This is a genomic window from Micromonospora sp. NPDC005087 (genome assembly GCF_042872965.1).
Classification (GTDB): domain Bacteria; phylum Actinomycetota; class Actinomycetes; order Mycobacteriales; family Micromonosporaceae; genus Micromonospora.
The window spans coordinates 436,182-452,772 of sequence record NZ_JBIALB010000004.1; the positions used below are offsets into that span (position 1 = coordinate 436,182).

Sequence of the window (16,591 nt, forward strand, 5' to 3'; positions counted from 1 at the left end):
CGTCATGTCCTCAGGGCGCGTTCGGTATGACGCGGGCCACACGGTCGGGGGCGGACTGCCGAGCCGGACCGGGCCGCACGCGCGCCGCAGGCTGAGCTTCGATCAGATCGGCGCCCACGGCAACTGCTCTATGCTACCTGAACAGGCATACCCCCGTCCCGATTCCCGGCCGGGGTGAGTCCAGCCGGGGCAACCAGATGTGACCCGGGTCACAATGTTCGGGTGTGGGTCGTGCCACGCGCGGGGCACCCACGCCCCGACGACGAACGGTAACCTGCGCTCGTGTCCGCGCCGACCACCCCCGGTCCCGCCGTCGCCGACCTGCTGGGTCTGGTCGCCTTCGGTGAGCTGCTCGCCTTCGAGCGGATGGCCGGCGACGCCCGGCTCGCGCCCGATCTGCACCGCCGCGCCGCGCTGAGCGAGATGGCCGCCGCCGAGATCGCCAACTACCGCCGGCTCGCCGACCGGCTCACCGCGTTGGGCGTGCCGCCGGCGGACGCGATGGCGCCCTATCTGACGGCCCTGCAGGCGTACCACGACTCGACCGAGCCACGGGACTGGGCGGAGGTCGTGACCAAGGCGTACGTCGGTGACGCCATCACCGACGACTTCCTCCGCGAGATCGCCGACGCGTTGGACGAGCCCGACCGGGCGCTGGTGCTGGACGTGCTGCACGACTCCCGGTACGCGGAGTTCGCCGCCGCGGAGATCCGGGTGGCAGTCGCCGCCGACCCCCGGGTTGCCGGCCGACTCTCCATGTGGGCCCGGCGGCTGGTCGGCGAGGCGCTCTCCCAGGCCGGCCGCGTGGCCGCCGAGCGGGCCGCGCTCACCACGCTGATCGCGCAGGACGACCGGGTCGACGTGCCGGGGCTGTTCCGGCGGCTCACCGCAGCGCACACCGCGCGGATGGCCGCCGTCGGGCTGAACAACTGATCACCCGGGCCGCCGGGTGCGGTGCCGGCCCGCGGCAGGTGGGCCAACGCCGACCTGCCGCGATGGCCGAACCGGTCAGCGGCAGGTGGGCCAACGCCGACCTGCCGCGATGGCCGAACCGGTCAGCGGACGGTGAAACCGACCGCCCGGGGCGACGCCTCGGCGATCTCGACGTAGGCGACCTTCTCGACCGGAACGATGACCCGCCGGCCCTTCTCGTCGGTCAGGGAGAGCGTGCCGCCGTTGCCGGCGAAGGCGTCGGTCACGATCTGCTCGATCTCGGCCGGCGACTGCGCGCTGTCCAGAACCAGCTCGCGCGGCGCGTACTGCACGCCGATCTTGACCTCCACTGTGCCTCCTCAACTGGGGCGAAAGAACCGCCCTGCGAAGGCTATCCGATCACGGGGGCGGTGGTCAGGCTGACTCACCTTGCAGCGGGAAGCTCGCGATGCCCCGCCAGGACAACGCCGCCACCAACGCCTCGGCCTCGGCCTTCGGCACCTGTCGACCGCCGGCCAGCCAGAACTGCGCGGCCGTCTCCGCCGCGCCGACCAGCCCGGAGGCCAGCAGCTCGGCGTGCGCCCGGCTCACGCCGGTGTCCGAGATGATGGTGTCGGTGATCGCCGCGATGCAGCCCTGCTCGACCCGCTCGACCCGCTGCCGCACCGCCGGATCGTTGCGCAGGTCCGACTCGAAGACGAGGCGGAACGCCTCGCTCTCGTGGTCGACGAAGTCGAAGTATGCCCGCACCGACGCGCTGACCCGCTCCTTGTTGTCGCTGGTACCGCGCATCGCGTCGTGCACCTTTGCGACGATGGCGTCACAGTGCGTGTCCAGCAGGGCCAGGTAGAGCTCCATCTTTCCCGGGAAGTGCTGATAGAGCACCGGCTTGGAGACCCCCGCCCGCTCGGCGATGTCGTCCATCGCCGCGGCGTGGTAACCCTGCGCGACGAACACCTCCTGCGCCGCCGCGAGCAGCTGCTTACGGCGCGCTGAACGGGGCAGGCGGGTGGGCCGGCCGGCGGTCTGTGCACCGTTCCCCACAGCGGTCATGGGATCCTCCGAGTTCTCCGTACGAGCCGGCATTTTCCCCCCAGACCGGGCGTGGCCCGTGACCCCCGTCGTGGAAATGGCCCGCCGCTGTAACTTATCGCCACTGTCACCACACGGTAGCCTCAGCGAGGGCGACCAAGGAGCGCGCGGTGAGTGAAACAGGGCAACCCGGAGCCGCCACCCCGGGAGAGCACGGTGACGGAGCGGGTCAGCACGACGACCCGGGCCGTTCCGGCAGCGGGTGGGCGCCCCCGGCGGGCGGATGGTCCCGGGCCGCCGAGCGCGAGGACGCCCGGGAACAGGCGGCCCGCTGGCAGCCCGATGCCGCGTCCGGTTGGCGTACGTCCTCCACCCGGCACGGCGACCTGCCAGCATCCCTGCCCGGTGCCACCGACCCACCGGCCCGGGTCAACGGCCACCACGCCAACGGCGTCCGCCACGCGGGTGCCGAAGCCAACGGCGTCCACCACCCCGGTGCCGAAACGCCGGCTGGCCGCCCGGCGCCGGTGAGCGCGCCGCCCGGGTCGACCGCCGAGGACCGGCGCGACCAGGCCAGCGACCGCCTGGTGGTGCCCGCCCAGCGCCCGGCACCGCCGCAGGAACAGGGGCCTGGCGAGCCTGACAGCGGCCCGGCCCGACACTCCACCGTCGATCCTGCCGCCGGCCAGAGCGCCCGCTGGGCCGACCCCGGTATGCCCACCTCGGCGCCCCCCGGCGTCCAGGTGCCACCCGTCGGCACCGCCGCCTCGGGCTTCGAGGTCCCGCCCGGTTTCCACGCACCCACCGCCGAGCGGCCGTCCGCCGACGAACCGCCAGCCGCGCCGCGCGGCTGGCGCGACCCGCTCGCGCCGCAGGCATCGAGTGAGCCGAGGCGCATCCCCGACCGGGCCGCCGGGCACGCCGACGATTCCGAGTCGGGCCGCGCCGCCGAAGGCCCCGTGCCCGGGGACACGCCCCGGGCAGGGGAGTCGCCGGCGATCGAGCCGGACTGGTCCGGGCCGAGCTGGAATCGCCCGAGCTGGGGCAGCGGCTGGGCGCCGCCCTGGTCCCGACAGGATGGCGAGCCCGCCGCACGCTCGACACCGGACGAGCCCGCGCCGGGTTGGGTCGCCGACCCGAACGTGCCGTACGAGCCGGCACGCGTCGAGCCGACCCGCCCGTACGACCCGGTACGCGCCGATCCGCCGCGCGGGTACGACGTCGCCCGCGACGAACCTGAGCCCGGGGCATCGACCGAGCCGGCTGCGGCGGCTGGTGCCGCTGTGCCGGGCGAGGGTCCCTCCTGGGCCGGTGGACGACCGGCACTGAGCCCCACCGGCACACCGCCGGAGTCGTCCCGGGCCGAGCCGGCGGATCGCCCCTCCTGGGCCGGCGGTCGCCCCGCCCCGACCAGCGGCCCACCCGCCGACCGGCCCTCCTGGGCCAGTTCCGCGCCGACAAGTGCCCCCCGGGTCGAGCCGACCAGCGCCCCGCGGGCCGTCCGGCCCTCCCCGGCCGGTGGATCGGACCCGGCGCCCACCAGCGGCCCGCCGTCGCGTCCGTCCTGGGCCGGTCCGGCCCCGACCAGCGCTCCGCCCGCCGTCCGGCCCTCCCCGGCCGGTGGATCGGACCCGGCGCCCACCAGTGCCCCGCCGTCGCGTCCGTCCTGGGCCGGTCCGGCCCCGACCAGCGCTCCGCCCGCCGTCCGGCCCTCCTGGGCCGGTGGACCGGAGCCGTCGCCGACCAGCGCTCCGCCGTCGCGTCCGTCCTGGGCCGGCGAATCGACGCCCAGTAGCGCACCCACGGGCGACCGGCCGTCCTGGGCCGGCCCGGCGCCGACCGACCCGCCGCTGCCGACCGAGGCTCCTCCGGCGCCGGCCGGAGCACCTCCGGCGCTGTCCGACGCACCCCCGGAACCGACCGGTCCGGCGCTCGTGGCGGAGCGGCCCTCCTGGACCGGCCGGTCGCCGGCCACTCCGGCGGGCGAGCCGCGGACCGAGCGGGCCGACTGGTCCGAGGGACGCCTCCCCGCGGCCCCGGCCGAGCGCCCGTCCTGGCCGGCCAGTCGGTCCGCGAGCACGCCCCGTGCGAGCGACGTGGGGGAGCCGTCCGGCCCGCTCCGGCCCGAAACCCGATCGACCGCGCCGTTCCGGTTCCGGCCGGAGACCCCCGAGCCGCCCCGTTCGGCTCCGGCGGCCACCGGCCCGTCACCCGCTGCCAACGCGCCGACCCCGACCGGTGCCGTCCCGGCCCCCTCGACGAGCGGGTCCGGGCGCAGCGACCGGCCCTCACCCGCGCCCGCCCCGACGAGCGCTCCTCCCTACGCGGCTCGCCGATCCGCGCCCGATCCCGCGTCGCCGGTCGACCCGGCCGACGGCGCTCGGCTGCCGGACCAGACGTCGGCGGTGCTGCCGCAGCGCGTTCCTGCGGAACCGGACGTGCCCGTCGTGCCGGAGCCGCCAGCCGTGGAGCCACCCGCCGAAACCCCGGAACTCGCCCGTATCGCCACCCACCTACGTCGTGACGACGAGCCCGCGCCCCTGCGGGAGCGCCCCGAGGGGTTCGACGTCAACGCCATCCTGGACGCCGTCCGGGAGGTCGCCGGCGTGCGGGACGCGGCGCTGCGCCGTACCCCGGCGGGAGCGCACAGTCTCCGCCTCGACCTGGCCGACGGCGCCGACCCGGCCGAGGTGAGCCGGCAGGTGGCGCGGCTGCTCCAGGAGCGGATGGGGTTGGCCGCCGCCCCGCAGAACCTGCCTGGCCTGCCCAGCACGCCGGCTCCGCCGGTCCGCCGCCGGGCGGCCGAGCCCCGCTCCGCTGAGCCCCGGCAGGCTGAGTCCCGGCAGGCTGCGCCCCGGCAAACCGAGCCCCGGTCCGCCGAGCGGCGTTCTCCAGAGCCCCGGCCCGCCGAGCCGCGCGACGCCGGTGCGGAACCGCGTACCGGCGAGGTGCGGGCCACCGGATCGGTTGCGCCCGGTCGGGTCGAGGCCACGCCGCCGAGCCCTGAACAGCAGGTGGGAGCGGACGGCTCGCGCCGTCGCCGGGCGATCGCCCCGCACCGGGGCCGCGCCACGGTGGAGGAGCCGGGGTCGGTCTCGGCCGCGCCGGCCGGTGCGGCCACCGGCAGTCCCGCGACGCTCGGCACGTCGTACTCCGGTGGTCAGGTGACCACCACGGAGTCGGCGCCGTCCCGGCCGCTGGAGACGGGCGGCACGCCGGGGCCGCGGGTGGTGATCGACCACGTGCAGGTCAGCACCTTCGGCCTGGACGCCAACGTGGAGGTCCGGCTGCTGGCCGGCGGTGAGAGCGCCGCCGGTTACGCCACAGGCCCGGCGGTGGACGGCTACGTCCTGCGGCTCTGCGCGGTGGCCGCGGCCGCCGCCGTGGACGAGTTGCTGCGCGGCGCGGAGAACGCCGAGCGGGGGCGCTGCTTCGTGGAGCACGCGGCGGTGGTGCCGTTCGGCAACTGCGAGGTGGCCACCGTGGTGGTGCTGCTGGTGTGCGAGGGCTGGGTCGAGCAGCTCGCCGGTTCGGCCCTGGTCGCCGGCGATCCGAGACAGGCGGTGGTCCGGGCGACGCTGGCAGCGGTGAACCGTCGCCTGGAGGCGCTGCTGTCCTGAGTGGTCCGGGGCAGACTGGAACGATGAAGCCCGCCACTCTCTGGCCGGACCATTTCCTTCCCGAGGCCCGTGTCCCGCCGCCGTGGCCGGGTCGGGCGGTCCGCCTCGACGGCTCGGTCACGTACGTACGGGACACCCCGGCCACCGCCGCCGGCGCGGAGCCGGCGTTGTACGTGCACGGCCTGGGCGGCTCATCGCAGAACTGGACCGACCTGGCCGGCCTGCTCGCCGATCGTCTGGACGGCCAGGCCATCGACCTGCCCGGCTTCGGCCGCAGCGAGCCGGGCCGCCGCTACACCGTGCCGGCCTTCGCTGATCTGGTCGTCCGCTGGATCGAGCACTCCGGTCGGGGTCCGGTGCACCTGTTCGGCAACTCGCTGGGCGGTGCGGTCGTGGTTCAGGTGGCCGGGCTCCAGCCCGACCTGGTGCGCACCCTCACGCTGATCTCTCCGGCGCTGCCGTTCCTGGACTTCCGTCGCTCGTTGCAGGGGCGCCTGCTGCCGGTGCTGGCCGTTCCCGGGGGTGAACGGTTGGTCGCCCGGCGGCTCACCCAGCTCGCCCCGGAGGTGATGGCCGAGCAGGTGTTGGAGGCGTGTGTCGCCGACCTCAGCCGGATCTGCGCGCAGCGCCGCGCCGAGGCGCTGGAGGAGATCCGGGTGCGCTACGAGGCGGAGCACTACGCGGCCGCGTACGTCCGGACGTTCCGCGGGCTGGTCTCCAGCTTCCTGCGGGCGTACCTGCCGGGGTCGGGCTCGCTGTGGCGGCTTGCCCGGGCGGTGCGCGCGCCGACCCTGGTGGTGGGCGGTCGGCAGGATCGGCTCGTCGACGTGCGGGTCGCGCCGCAGACCGCCCGGGCCATCCCGGACAGCCGGCTGCTGATGCTCGACGGCGTCGGCCACGTGGCGCAGATGGAGGTGCCTCGGCTGGTCGCTCGGGCGGTGGTCGGCCTCCTCGCCGAAACGGAGGAGACCGCCACGCGGCCTGATCTGGCAGGCTGAGCCGGATGCGCACGTCCTCCCGCCGCCCTGGTCGCCGTCACCGACAACTCGCACTGCTCGCCCAGCTGGTCGCGGTCGTGCTGGCCGTCGGCGCGGTGGTGACGGTGGTCGCCGAAGGGCCGGGCGGGCATCCTGGCGCCGACCGGCTGGCCGCCGACGAGATCACCGGGCCGCCACCGCTGGTGGCCGCACCGTTGCCGCCGTCGGCCGACCCGTCGCCGTCCGGGTCGCCGGTCGCCCCGTCGAGTGCACCCCCGGTGCTGCGGCTGTCCGGGGCGGTGCCGACCGCCGGCACCGGTCGGTTCGGCTACGACGACCGCACCGGGCCGTTGCTGGGCCGCGCGGGTGAGCTGCGGCGCTACCGGGTGGCGGTCGAGTCGGGCAGTGGGGAGGACCCGGTCGCGTTCGGGCAGGCGGTCCAGACGGCACTCGCCGGGCCGGGGAGCTGGGTCGACAGCGGCCGGCTGAGGTTGCAGCAGGTGCCCGGGGGCGCGGCCCGTGACTTCACCGTCTACCTGGCCACCGCTCGCACGGCGGGCCGGATGTGCGCCGACGGTGGAGTGGACATCCGGGTCGGCGGCCGGCCGTATACCTCGTGCCGCGCGCCCGGCAAAGTGGTCATCAATCTGGACCGGTGGCGGCTGTCCGTGCCGCACTTCGTCACGGCCCGCGTGCCGCCGGCGGTCTATCGGACGTACGTGGTCAACCACGAGGTGGGCCACCAGCTCGGGCACCGGCACGAGCGCTGCCCGGGCGCCGGTCGACCGGCTCCGGTGATGATGCAGCAGACCCTCTTCCTGAACGGGTGCCGGGTCAATCCGTGGCCGTACCTCGAGGGTCGCCGCTACGCCGGCCCCGCGCTCTGACCGCCTGGTCCGACACGCCGAACCATCGCGACCATCAGGCGTATTGCGTTAATCGCGGCAAAGGCGGGGAAATGCCCGAATAATCTGGCAGGCTCGAGTTCATGACGCCGTCGTCCCCTTACGGCCCGCCTCGGCCGCCCGGCCCGTCCGGCCGGTCGGAGTACCGGGCCCCGGACGCACGGCCCGCGCTGGTCCGGATGCTCCGACGACGCCGTCGCAGCCTGGTGCTCGGCCTGCTCCTGCTCGCCGTCGCCGCCGCCGCCGCCGGAGTGACGTTGACCCGGGGCGGCGAGCCGCCGGCCGGGCCGCCACCCGTCACCCATGGCCGGATGGGTCATGGCGGTGGGGTGGGCGCGCACCCGGCACCAACCAGCTACCCGTCCGTCGGCGCGGGCCGCTTCACCTCCGCCGACGCTGAGACCGCGGTGCACGGCGAAGACGGGCCGCTGCGCCGTTACCGGGTCGCGGTCGAACGCGGCACCGGCCAGGACGCCGACGCCTTCGCCGACACGGTGGACGAGGTGCTTGCCGACCCCCGTAGCTGGATCGCCTCCGACGAGCTGCGGGTGCAGCGGGTCGCCGACGCCGGTGCCGCCGACTTCACCATCTACCTGGCCACCCCGGTCACGTCGGAGCGGATGTGCGCCGAGGGTGGGCTGACCACCGAGCGCTACACCTCCTGCCGCCTCCCCGGTCAGGTCATCATCAACCTGGCGCGCTGGCTGGAGGCGGTGCCGGACTACGGCGCCCCGCTGGAGACGTACCGGACGTACGTGATCAACCACGAGGTCGGCCACGAGCTCGGCGAGGAGCACGAGGCCTGTCCGGGCCCCGGCGAGCCCGCGCCGGTGATGCAGCAGCAGACGTACGGCCTGGAGGGCTGCGTCGCCAACGCCTGGCCCTACGTCGACGGTCGTCGTTACGCGGGGGACATCGTCCCCTGATCGACCCGGTCGTCGGTTATTCCCGCTCCCGCATCGCGGGCCACGTGTCCTCCCTCATGGCCGAGCATCGGGCCGGCGAGCGACAATGGCGCGGTTCACACCGCCGATCCCGGGGAGTCCACCGTGTCGTTGCCCCCGCTCGTCGAGCCCGCCGCCGAGCTGACCGTTGACGAGATCCGCCGCTACTCCCGCCACCTGATCATTCCGGACGTCGGGGTGACCGGGCAGAAGCGGTTGAAGAACGCCCGGGTGCTCTGTGTCGGCGCCGGTGGCCTCGGGTCGCCCGCCCTGCTGTACCTCGCCGCGGCCGGGGTCGGCACGCTCGGCATCATCGACTTCGACACCGTCGACGAGTCCAACCTCCAGCGCCAGGTCATCCACGGCGTGTCCGACGTCGGCCGGTCCAAGGCCGAGTCCGCCGCCGCGTCGATCCGCGAGATCAACCCGCTGGTCAACGTGGAGATCCACAACACCGCGCTGGACCGGGACAACGTCCGCGAGATCTTCGCCCAGTACGACCTGATCGTCGACGGCACCGACAACTTCGCCACCCGGTACATGGTCAACGACGCGGCGGTGCTGCTCGGCAAGCCGTACGTCTGGGGCTCGATCTACCGTTTCGACGGCCAGGCGTCGGTGTTCTGGGCCGAGCATGGCCCCTGCTACCGGTGCCTCTACCCGGAGCCGCCGCCGCCCGGCATGGTTCCGTCCTGCGCCGAGGGTGGCGTGCTCGGTGTCCTCTGCGCGTCGATCGGCTCGATCCAGGTGAACGAGGCGATCAAGCTGCTCACCGGCATCGGCGAGCCGCTGGTCGGCCGGCTGATGGTCTACGACGCGCTGGAGATGGAATACCGCAAGATCAAGGTTCGCAAGGACCCGAACTGCGCGCTCTGCGGCGAGAACCCGACGGTCACCGACCTGCTGGAGGACTACGAGGACTTCTGCGGCGCGGTCTCCGACGAGGCACAGGAGGCGACGGTCGACTCGACCATCACCGCGCTGGAGCTCAAGGAGTGGCAGGACGCCGGCAAGGACATCTTCCTGGTCGACGTCCGGGAGCCGGCCGAGTACGAGATCGTCCGGATCCCCGGCGCCACCCTGATCCCCAAGGGCGACATCATCTCCGGTGAGGCGCTGGCCCAGCTGCCGCAGGACCGGCAGATCGTGCTGCACTGCAAGTCCGGCGTCCGCTCGGCGGAGGCGCTCGCCGCGCTCAAGGCGGCCGGGTTCCGCGACGCCGTGCACGTGCAGGGCGGCGTGCTCTCCTGGATCAAGCAGATCGACCCCGCGCTGCCCGCGTACTGACCGGCCCGAGCCGGGGTGGCCGACACCGCCGCCCCGGCTCCCGCACGGGAGTGCCGGGCCCGCCGGCCGGGATGCGCCGGCGAATCGACGCAGGCGGCTCCAAGCGGCCCTTTGCCCGGAGCGACGCAGCCATTCCCGGCTGGCCGATTCCCCGAGGCGGTATCGCGTCTGCGCAGGTAGCGTCTCCGCCGTGGTCGACTTGGATGCCGCGATCGGGTTCGTCGTGGCGCACGGGGACGCGGTGGAGCGTGCCCGACTCTCCTGGCTGCGCAACGGCACGCCGGTGCCCGACGAGCTGCTGGAGACCGCCGAGATCGGCCAGGCACCCGACGGCGGCTGGCCGGCGACCTGGGGCGGCGAGATCGCGTCGATCGACGCCACCTGCTTCCGGCTCGCCGAGCTGGACGACCTGGGCGCGCTCGGTCGTCCCGCCGCCCGCCGGGCACTGGACTGGCTGGCCTCCCGTCAGCAGGCCGACGGTGGCTGGGACGAGGACCCGACACTGGCCGGCTCGGCTCCGGAGTGGGCCCGCCCCGGCGATCCGGAGGCAGGGCTTTTCCTCACCGCCAACGCCGGCTTCTGGCTCACCGTGGCCGGCCTGGACGCCCGTGCCGCGGGTCCGCTCGATCACCGGGTCGGAGGGGCGTACGCGGGGGTGGTGCAGGCGGCCGCCCACTCGCTCGCCGTGCGGCTGCACCCGGACGGCAGTTGGCCGTCCTTCCTCGCCGCCGGCTGGCTGAGCGCGGCCGTGCTGCACCGCCAGGACATGTTCCAGGAGTCCGCGCGGATCCAGGTGGTGCTCGCCGAGCGGATGCCCAAGATGTCCCCGGGGGACGTGGCCTGGCTGGCGGCCACGCTGCGCCGGGTCGGCATCGACCCGCAGGACTGGATCATGGTCCGGGCCCTGCGCCGCCTGGCCGAGACCCAGCGCAGCGACGGTGGCTGGGAGAGCGACGACGGGCACCAGTTCGACGTGCACTCCACGCTGTCCGCCATCCGGGCCTGCCGGCCGGCGACCAGCTGAGGCCCTCGGCTCTAGCGCAGGTGCCCGTTCCCGGTGACCACGTACTTGGTGCTGGTCAGCTCGGGCAGGCCCATCGGACCCCGGGCGTGCAGCTTCTGCGTCGAGATGCCGATCTCCGCGCCGAATCCGAACTCGCCCCCGTCCGTGAACCGGGTCGAGGCGTTCACCATCACCGCCGCCGCGTCCACCCGGGCGACGAACTCCCGGGCCGCGCTCGCCGAGTCGGTGAGAATCGCCTCGGTGTGCCCGGTGCCGTACCGCCGGATGTGCGCGACCGCCGCGTCGAGCGAGTCGACGACCGTGACGGAGATGTCCGCTGAGAGGTATTCGGTGGCGTAGTCCTCCTCGGTGGCCGGGACCACGGCGGCGGAATGTTCGGCCACCTCGGGCGAGCCGTGCACGGTCACCCCGGCCTCGGCGAACGCGGCCAGCATCGGCGGCAGGAACGCGTCGGCGACGCCCGCGTGCACCAGCAGCGACTCGGCGGTGTTGCAGGTGGAGAGGCGCTGGGTCTTCGCGTTCAGCGTCACCGCCACGGCCTGCGCCACGTCCGCTGCGGCGTCCACGTAGACGTGGCAGTTGCCCACCCCCGTCTCGATGACCGGCACGGTGGACTCTTCGACCACGGTGCGGATCAGCGACGCGCCGCCGCGCGGGATCAGCACGTCGACCAGCCCCCGGGCGCGCATCAGCTCCTTGACCGACTCCCGGGAGCTGGCGTCGAGCAGCTGCACCGCGTCGGCCGGCAGCCCGGCCCCGGCGACCGCGTCGCGCAGCACCGCGACGAGCGCGGCGTTGGAGTGCGCGGCCGACGACGACCCGCGCAGCAGCGCCGCGTTGCCGGACTTCAGGCAGATCCCGGCCGCGTCCACGGTCACGTTGGGGCGTGCCTCGTAGATGATCCCGACCACCCCGAACGGCACCCGGATCTGGCGCAGCTCCAGCCCGTTGGGCAGGGTCGAGCCGCGGACCACCTCGCCGACCGGGTCGGGCAGCGCGGCCATCTGGTGCAGCGCGTCGGCGATGCCGGCCACCCTGCCCGCGTCGAGGGCGAGCCGGTCCAGCACGGCCGCGCTCAGCCCGGCCTCCCGGCCGGCCGCCAGGTCCGTCGCGTTCGCGGCCAGGATCTCCGGGGTACGCGCCACCAGCGCGTCGGCCATCGCGGCCAGCGCGGCGTCCTTGGCGGTACGCGTCGCCACGGCCAGCGTCTCCGCCGCCGCCCGTGCCCGCCGGGCCTGCTCGCTCACGCTCATCGGTCACTCCTCGCGTTAGGAAGGGCCCCTTGTACAACGCCAGGCGTTAACAAGGTGCCCTTGCTTACAGCAGGACGAGGTCGTCGCGGTGGACGACCTCCCGCTCGTACGCCGGGCCGAGCGCCGCGGCGAGTTCGGAGGTGGAGCGACCGAGCAGCCCGGGCAGCTCCACCGCGTCGTAGTTGACCAGCCCGCGCGCGACCGGCGCGCCGCCGGCGTCCACCAGGTCGACCGGGTCCCCGGCGGTGAACGTCCCGTCCACCGCGGTGATGCCGGCGGGCAGCAGCGACTTGCGCCGCCCGACGACGGCGGCCACCGCGCCCGGGTCGAGGTGCAGCCGTCCCCGTGGGGAGGTGGCGTGGGCCAGCCAGAACAGTCGTGCCGCCGGGCGCTGCCGCTGCGGGTGGAACAGCGTGCCGACCGGCTCGCCGGCCAGCGCAGGCGCGGCCAGGTCGGCGCCGGTGAGCACCACCGGGATGCCGAAGCCGGTGGCGATCCGGGCCGCCTCGACCTTGGTCACCATGCCGCCGGTGCCGACCCCGGATCGCCCGGCCCCGCCGATGGTGATCCCGGCGAGGTCCTTCTCGTCGCGGACCTCGGTGATCCGGGTGGAGTGCGGCCGGGTCGGGTCACCGGTCCAGAGCGCGTCCACGTCGGAGAGCAGCACCAGCAGGTCGGCGTGCACGAGCGCGGCCACCAGGGCGGCCAGCCGGTCGTTGTCGCCGAACCGGATCTCCTCGGTGGCCACCGTGTCGTTCTCGTTGACGATCGGCACCGCGTGCAGGTCGAGCAGCTTGCGCAGGGTGCGGTACGCGTTGCGGTAGTGCGCCCGTCGGGTCACGTCGTCGACGGTGAGCAGCACCTGCCCGACGGTCAGGCCGTGCCGGGCGAAGGCCGCCGCGTACCGGCCGATCAGCAGGCCCTGGCCGACGCTGGCGGCGGCCTGCTGGGTGGCCAGGTCACGCGGGCGTCGGGTCAGCCCGAGTGGGGCCAGGCCGGCGGCGATCGCGCCCGAGGAGACGAGCACCACCTCGCGCCCCTCAGTGGCGAGCCGACCGAGGGTGTCGACCAGCGCGTCGACCCGCTCGTCGGCCAGCCCGCCGGTGGCGGTGGTCAACGAGGAGGATCCGATCTTGACGACGACCCGTCGGGCCGCCGTGACTGCGTCGCGCACCCGCCCATTCTGCGTGGTCGGTGCGGCGGGGCCCGGTTGCGTTCCCATATCGTGGCGGACTGTGACACCTGACGAGTACGTCGAGGCGGTCCTCGACCTGGTCGAGCGGATTCCGGAGGGCCGGGTGATGTCGTACGGCGGGGTCGCCGACGCGCTCGCCGAGCGCTCCGGCCGCACCTCGGCCCGGCTGGTGGGCAGCATCATGGCCCGACACGGCGGCTCGGTGCCCTGGCACCGGGTGGTCACCTCCGCGGGCCGGCTGCCCCCGGGGCACGAGCGGGAGGCGCGGGCCCGACTGCGCGCCGAGGGGGCACCACTGCGCGGTGCGGGAGTGGACATCCGGGTGGCGGCTTGGTCGCCGGAGGAGGGGATGTGACCTCCGCCATAACGTGAGTAACATTCGGCCCCATGAACCCGCCGCCGGGTGATGCCGGCTCACCAGCCGCCGGCCCGTTGCCCCGGCTGGTGCACGCCGGATACGCGCTCGGCTCCCTGGCCACCGGCGCGTTCGGCACCGTCCCCGGGCTCCTGCTGCTGCCGTATCTGACCGACACACTCGGGGTGGCCGCCGGGGTGGCCGCCCTGCTGGTGCTGCTACCCAAGGCATGGGACGTGCTGGTCAACCCGGTCGCCGGGCGGATCTCCGACCGCACCCGGTCCCGCTGGGGCGCCCGCCGCCCATACCTGCTCATCGCCGGCCTCGCGCTCGCCGTGCTCTTCGCGGCCATCTTCGCCGCGCCCTTCGACGGTGGTCCCGCCGCGGCGGCGTACGTGGCGTTCGCCTTCCTCGCCACCGCCACCGCATTCGCCTTCTTCCAGGTGCCGTACGTGGCGATGCCGGCCGAGTTGACCGACGACTACACCGAGCGCACGCGGTTGATGACTTGGCGGATCGCCGTGCTGGCGCTGGCCATCCTGGTCTCCGGCGCGGTCGCCCCGCTGGTGGTGACAGCCGGCGGCGACGGTGTGCCCGGGCACCGGTGGATGGGGTTGTTCGTGGCGGTGCTGATCGCCCTCGGCGCCGTCGGCGCGTTCCTCGGCACCCGGTCCGCGCCGACCGGCACGGTGGGCGGCAGCGAGCCCACACTCCGCGCCCAGCTCGCCGTCGCCGGTGCCAACCGGCCGTTCCGGGCGCTGCTGATCTGCTTCGTGGTGCAGTCCGCCGGGGTGGCGACCATCCTGGCCGGGGTCAACTACTTCGCCGGGCAGATCCTGCGCGACGAGCAGAGCGGCCCGACGTTGCTCTTCGTCTGCTTCGTCGGACCGGCGCTGCTGGTGATGCCGGTCTGGACCCGGGTCGGCGCCCGGCTGGGCAAACGGGCCGCCCTGGCCGCCGCCGCGCTGATCCTCGCCGCCGGTGCGCTCGCCCTGGTCGCCGCGCCGGTGCTGCCGGCGGTCGCGGTCTACCTGCTGGTCGCGGTGATCGGCGTCGGGTACGCCGGGCAGCAGGTGTTCGCACTGGCCATGCTGCCGGACTGCATCGCGTACGACACCGCGCGCACCGGCCGGCGGCAGGCGGGCGTGTTCACCGGGATCTGGACCGCCGGGGAGACCTTCGGCCTGGCCCTCGGCCCGGGCATCTACGGTCTGGTGCTCCAGCTCTCCGGCTACGTCTCCTCCGACACCGGCACCGCCGCCGCGCAGTCCGACCTCGCCCGCCTCGGCGTCCTGCTCGGCTTCACCGTTCTGCCCGCCCTCCTGGTGGGCCCGCCGGTCCTCCTGCTCCGCCGCTACACCCTGACTCCCGCCGTCCTGGCCGCCGCCACGCACCACCAGAGCGTCGATCATGGAGTTGTGGTGGGGGACGAAAACCGCTGACCATCACGAGAAGGGCACCACGAGTCCATGATCGACGAGAACAGGGTGGGGGCTGGGGCGCTTTCCGCCGACGGGATGGCGGCGGAGGACGTTCTCGCCGAGGTTCGTGCGCTGCGCGCGGGTGACCGGCCTACGCACGGTGGGCGGTTGTTCGCCTACGTGTACGACCCCGCGGTGCCCGGCCTGGACGAGCTGGCGGCCGCCGCGCACCGCGAGAGCGCGCACGTCAACGGGTTAGACCCGACCGCGTTTCCGTCCCTGCTGGCCATGGAGAACGCGCTGGTCGCCGCAGCCGGCTGGGTGCTCGGCGGTGGGCCGGGCACGACCGCCCCGGACGTCGTCGGCAGCGTCACCAGCGGCGGCACCGAGTCGCTGATCCTCGCGGTCAAGGCGGCCCGGGACGCCCACCCGGAGCAGGCCGCACCCCGGATCGTGGTGCCGGCGAGCGCGCACGCGGCGTTCGCCAAGGCGGCGCACTACCTGCGGGTGGCGCTGGACGTGGTGCCGGTCTCCCCGGACACGCTGCGCCCCGACCCGGCCGCGATGGCCGCCGCGATCCGCCCGGAGACGGTGCTGGTGGCCTGCTCCGCGCCGTCGTACGCGCACGGTGTGGTGGACCCGGTCGAGGAGATCGCCGCGGCGGCGGCCCGCGCCGGGGTGCGCTGCCACGTGGACGCCTGCTTCGGCGGCTGGACCCTGCCGTACCTGCGCCGCCTCGGCGAGCCGGTGCCGCCGTTCGACTTCTCGGTGCCGGGGGTCACCTCCATCTCGGTGGACCTGCACAAGTATGCGTACGCGCCGAAGGGCGTGTCGGTGCTGCTGCACCGTGACGCCGCCCTGCGCGCCCCGCAGTACTTCGCGTACGCGGACTGGCCCGGCTACACCATGATCAATCCGGTGATCGCGTCCACCCGCTCGGGTGGGCCGATCGCCGCCGCGTACGCGACCCTGCGGCACCTCGGCGACGCCGGATACCTGGCGTTGGCCGAGCGCACCCGGGACGCGGTGGCCGGGCTGGCCGCCGCCGTGCGCGGGGTCGACGGGCTGCGGCTGATGGCCGAGCCGGAGTCCACGGTGGTCTGCTTCACCGCCACCGAGGACGGGCCCGACCTGTTCGTCCTGGTCGACGAGTTGACGGCGCGCGGCTGGCACACCCAGCCCCAGCTGTCGTACGCCGGTCTGCCGGCGAGCGTGCACCTCACGGTGACCGCCGCGGTGGCGCCCCGGGTGCCCGAGTTCGGGCCGGACCTGAGCGAGGCGGTGGCGGCGGCGCGGGCGGCCGGGCCGGTCGCGCTGCCCCCCGAGTTGGCAGCCCTGGCCGGCGCCCTCACCCCGGACGCGTTGACCCCGGAGCTGGTGGCGGGTCTGGCCGCCGGACTGGGGCTGGGCGCCGAACCGGACGACGGCTCGGGCCCGGACGGCGAATCGAGCGCCGCGCCGCTCCCGGAGCGGATGGCGGTGGTGAACACGCTGCTCGACGCCGCTCCGGCGGCGTTGCGCGAGCGGCTGCTGGTGGAGTTCGTCGGCCTGCTGCAACGCCCGTCCTGGTGACCGGTGGGGTGGCGGTCAGCCCGCCACCCCAGGGTCGATCAGGCGCAGCCCGGCGAAAGCTCCGGCCGGCCTG

At 74.7% G+C, this 16,591-nt stretch carries 14 protein-coding genes; 10 read left to right on the forward strand and 4 right to left on the reverse strand.

The annotated features are described in order from the left end of the window. The first annotated feature begins 282 nt into the window (after positions 1 to 282). Positions 283 to 933: a ferritin-like fold-containing protein gene (locus ACFYPS_RS13140; RefSeq protein ID WP_354964846.1), complete on the forward strand. Its 651-nt coding sequence runs from the start codon at positions 283 to 285 to the stop codon at positions 931 to 933. A 122-nt stretch (positions 934 to 1,055) separates the two neighbouring features. Here the strand turns inward: ACFYPS_RS13140 and ACFYPS_RS13145 are convergent, their stop codons facing one another. Both ACFYPS_RS13145 and ACFYPS_RS13150 read right to left on the reverse strand, forming a co-directional pair. Beyond that, positions 1,056 to 1,283, reverse strand: a complete 228-nt coding sequence (locus ACFYPS_RS13145) for a DUF3107 domain-containing protein (protein WP_030329796.1) — start codon at positions 1,281 to 1,283, stop codon at positions 1,056 to 1,058. Between the two features lie 64 nt (positions 1,284 to 1,347). Continuing rightward, positions 1,348 to 1,986: a TetR/AcrR family transcriptional regulator gene (locus tag ACFYPS_RS13150; protein ID WP_354964845.1), complete on the reverse strand. Its 639-nt coding sequence runs from the start codon at positions 1,984 to 1,986 to the stop codon at positions 1,348 to 1,350. 1,262 nt (positions 1,987 to 3,248) lie between these two features. Between ACFYPS_RS13150 and ACFYPS_RS13155 the strand changes: the two genes are divergently transcribed. The 6 genes from ACFYPS_RS13155 to ACFYPS_RS13180 all read left to right on the forward strand — a co-directional run bounded on the left by ACFYPS_RS13155 (position 3,249) and on the right by ACFYPS_RS13180 (position 10,722). Continuing rightward, positions 3,249 to 5,585 carry a hypothetical protein gene (locus ACFYPS_RS13155; protein WP_387324644.1) on the forward strand — a complete coding sequence of 779 codons (2,337 nt, stop codon included), beginning with the start codon at positions 3,249 to 3,251 and terminating at the stop codon, positions 5,583 to 5,585. 23 nt (positions 5,586 to 5,608) lie between these two features. Beyond that, positions 5,609 to 6,583, forward strand: a complete 975-nt coding sequence (locus ACFYPS_RS13160) for an alpha/beta hydrolase (protein ID WP_354964843.1) — start codon at positions 5,609 to 5,611, stop codon at positions 6,581 to 6,583. Between the two features lie 5 nt (positions 6,584 to 6,588). After that, positions 6,589 to 7,449, forward strand: coding sequence for a DUF3152 domain-containing protein (locus ACFYPS_RS13165; protein ID WP_354964842.1), 861 nt, complete (start codon positions 6,589 to 6,591; stop codon positions 7,447 to 7,449). A gap of 101 nt (positions 7,450 to 7,550) precedes the next feature. Next, a complete protein-coding gene (locus ACFYPS_RS13170) occupies positions 7,551 to 8,393 on the forward strand; it encodes a DUF3152 domain-containing protein (RefSeq protein ID WP_387324518.1) in 843 nt (280 codons plus the stop codon). A gap of 123 nt (positions 8,394 to 8,516) precedes the next feature. Continuing rightward, positions 8,517 to 9,698 (forward strand): adenylyltransferase/sulfurtransferase MoeZ, encoded by a 1,182-nt coding sequence (gene moeZ / locus ACFYPS_RS13175; RefSeq protein ID WP_387324521.1) that lies wholly within the window; start codon positions 8,517 to 8,519, stop codon positions 9,696 to 9,698. Positions 9,699 to 9,837: 139 nt separating this feature from the next. Then, complete coding sequence (locus ACFYPS_RS13180) at positions 9,838 to 10,722, forward strand: prenyltransferase/squalene oxidase repeat-containing protein (protein WP_387324647.1); 885 nt, start codon at positions 9,838 to 9,840, stop codon at positions 10,720 to 10,722. 11 nt (positions 10,723 to 10,733) lie between these two features. Here ACFYPS_RS13180 and ACFYPS_RS13185 read toward each other — a convergent pair whose 3' ends face one another. Then, positions 10,734 to 11,975 (reverse strand): glutamate-5-semialdehyde dehydrogenase, encoded by a 1,242-nt coding sequence (locus ACFYPS_RS13185; RefSeq protein WP_354964840.1) that lies wholly within the window; start codon positions 11,973 to 11,975, stop codon positions 10,734 to 10,736. Positions 11,976 to 12,039: 64 nt separating this feature from the next. Next, positions 12,040 to 13,197 carry a glutamate 5-kinase gene (gene proB, locus ACFYPS_RS13190; protein WP_354964839.1) on the reverse strand — a complete coding sequence of 386 codons (1,158 nt, stop codon included), beginning with the start codon at positions 13,195 to 13,197 and terminating at the stop codon, positions 12,040 to 12,042. Between the two features lie 13 nt (positions 13,198 to 13,210). On the opposite strand from proB, the gene ACFYPS_RS13195 reads away from it, so the two are divergent. Genes ACFYPS_RS13195 through ACFYPS_RS13205 form a run of 3 tightly spaced genes read left to right on the forward strand, consistent with a single transcriptional unit; the run spans position 13,211 to position 16,518 of the window. Beyond that, a complete protein-coding gene (locus ACFYPS_RS13195) occupies positions 13,211 to 13,525 on the forward strand; it encodes an MGMT family protein (protein ID WP_354964838.1) in 315 nt (104 codons plus the stop codon). 32 nt (positions 13,526 to 13,557) lie between these two features. Next, positions 13,558 to 14,967 (forward strand): MFS transporter, encoded by a 1,410-nt coding sequence (locus tag ACFYPS_RS13200; protein WP_387324526.1) that lies wholly within the window; start codon positions 13,558 to 13,560, stop codon positions 14,965 to 14,967. A gap of 27 nt (positions 14,968 to 14,994) precedes the next feature. After that, positions 14,995 to 16,518 carry a pyridoxal phosphate-dependent decarboxylase family protein gene (locus ACFYPS_RS13205; RefSeq protein ID WP_387324529.1) on the forward strand — a complete coding sequence of 508 codons (1,524 nt, stop codon included), beginning with the start codon at positions 14,995 to 14,997 and terminating at the stop codon, positions 16,516 to 16,518. Positions 16,519 to 16,591 lie beyond the last annotated feature (73 nt).

What these genes read in the sequence shown, in the direction of transcription:
- proB (WP_354964839.1), bottom strand. Translation starts at nt 13,197, where the DNA reads ATGGGAACGCAACCGGGCCCCGCCGCACCGACCACGCAGAATGGGCGG.
- ACFYPS_RS13185 (WP_354964840.1), bottom strand. Translation starts at nt 11,975, where the DNA reads ATGAGCGTGAGCGAGCAGGCCCGGCGGGCACGGGCGGCGGCGGAGACG.
- ACFYPS_RS13165 (WP_354964842.1), top strand. Translation starts at nt 6,589, where the DNA reads ATGCGCACGTCCTCCCGCCGCCCTGGTCGCCGTCACCGACAACTCGCA.
- ACFYPS_RS13160 (WP_354964843.1), top strand. Translation starts at nt 5,609, where the DNA reads ATGAAGCCCGCCACTCTCTGGCCGGACCATTTCCTTCCCGAGGCCCGT.
- ACFYPS_RS13150 (WP_354964845.1), bottom strand. Translation starts at nt 1,986, where the DNA reads ATGACCGCTGTGGGGAACGGTGCACAGACCGCCGGCCGGCCCACCCGC.
- ACFYPS_RS13200 (WP_387324526.1), top strand. Translation starts at nt 13,558, where the DNA reads ATGAACCCGCCGCCGGGTGATGCCGGCTCACCAGCCGCCGGCCCGTTG.
- ACFYPS_RS13170 (WP_387324518.1), top strand. Translation starts at nt 7,551, where the DNA reads ATGACGCCGTCGTCCCCTTACGGCCCGCCTCGGCCGCCCGGCCCGTCC.
- ACFYPS_RS13205 (WP_387324529.1), top strand. Translation starts at nt 14,995, where the DNA reads ATGATCGACGAGAACAGGGTGGGGGCTGGGGCGCTTTCCGCCGACGGG.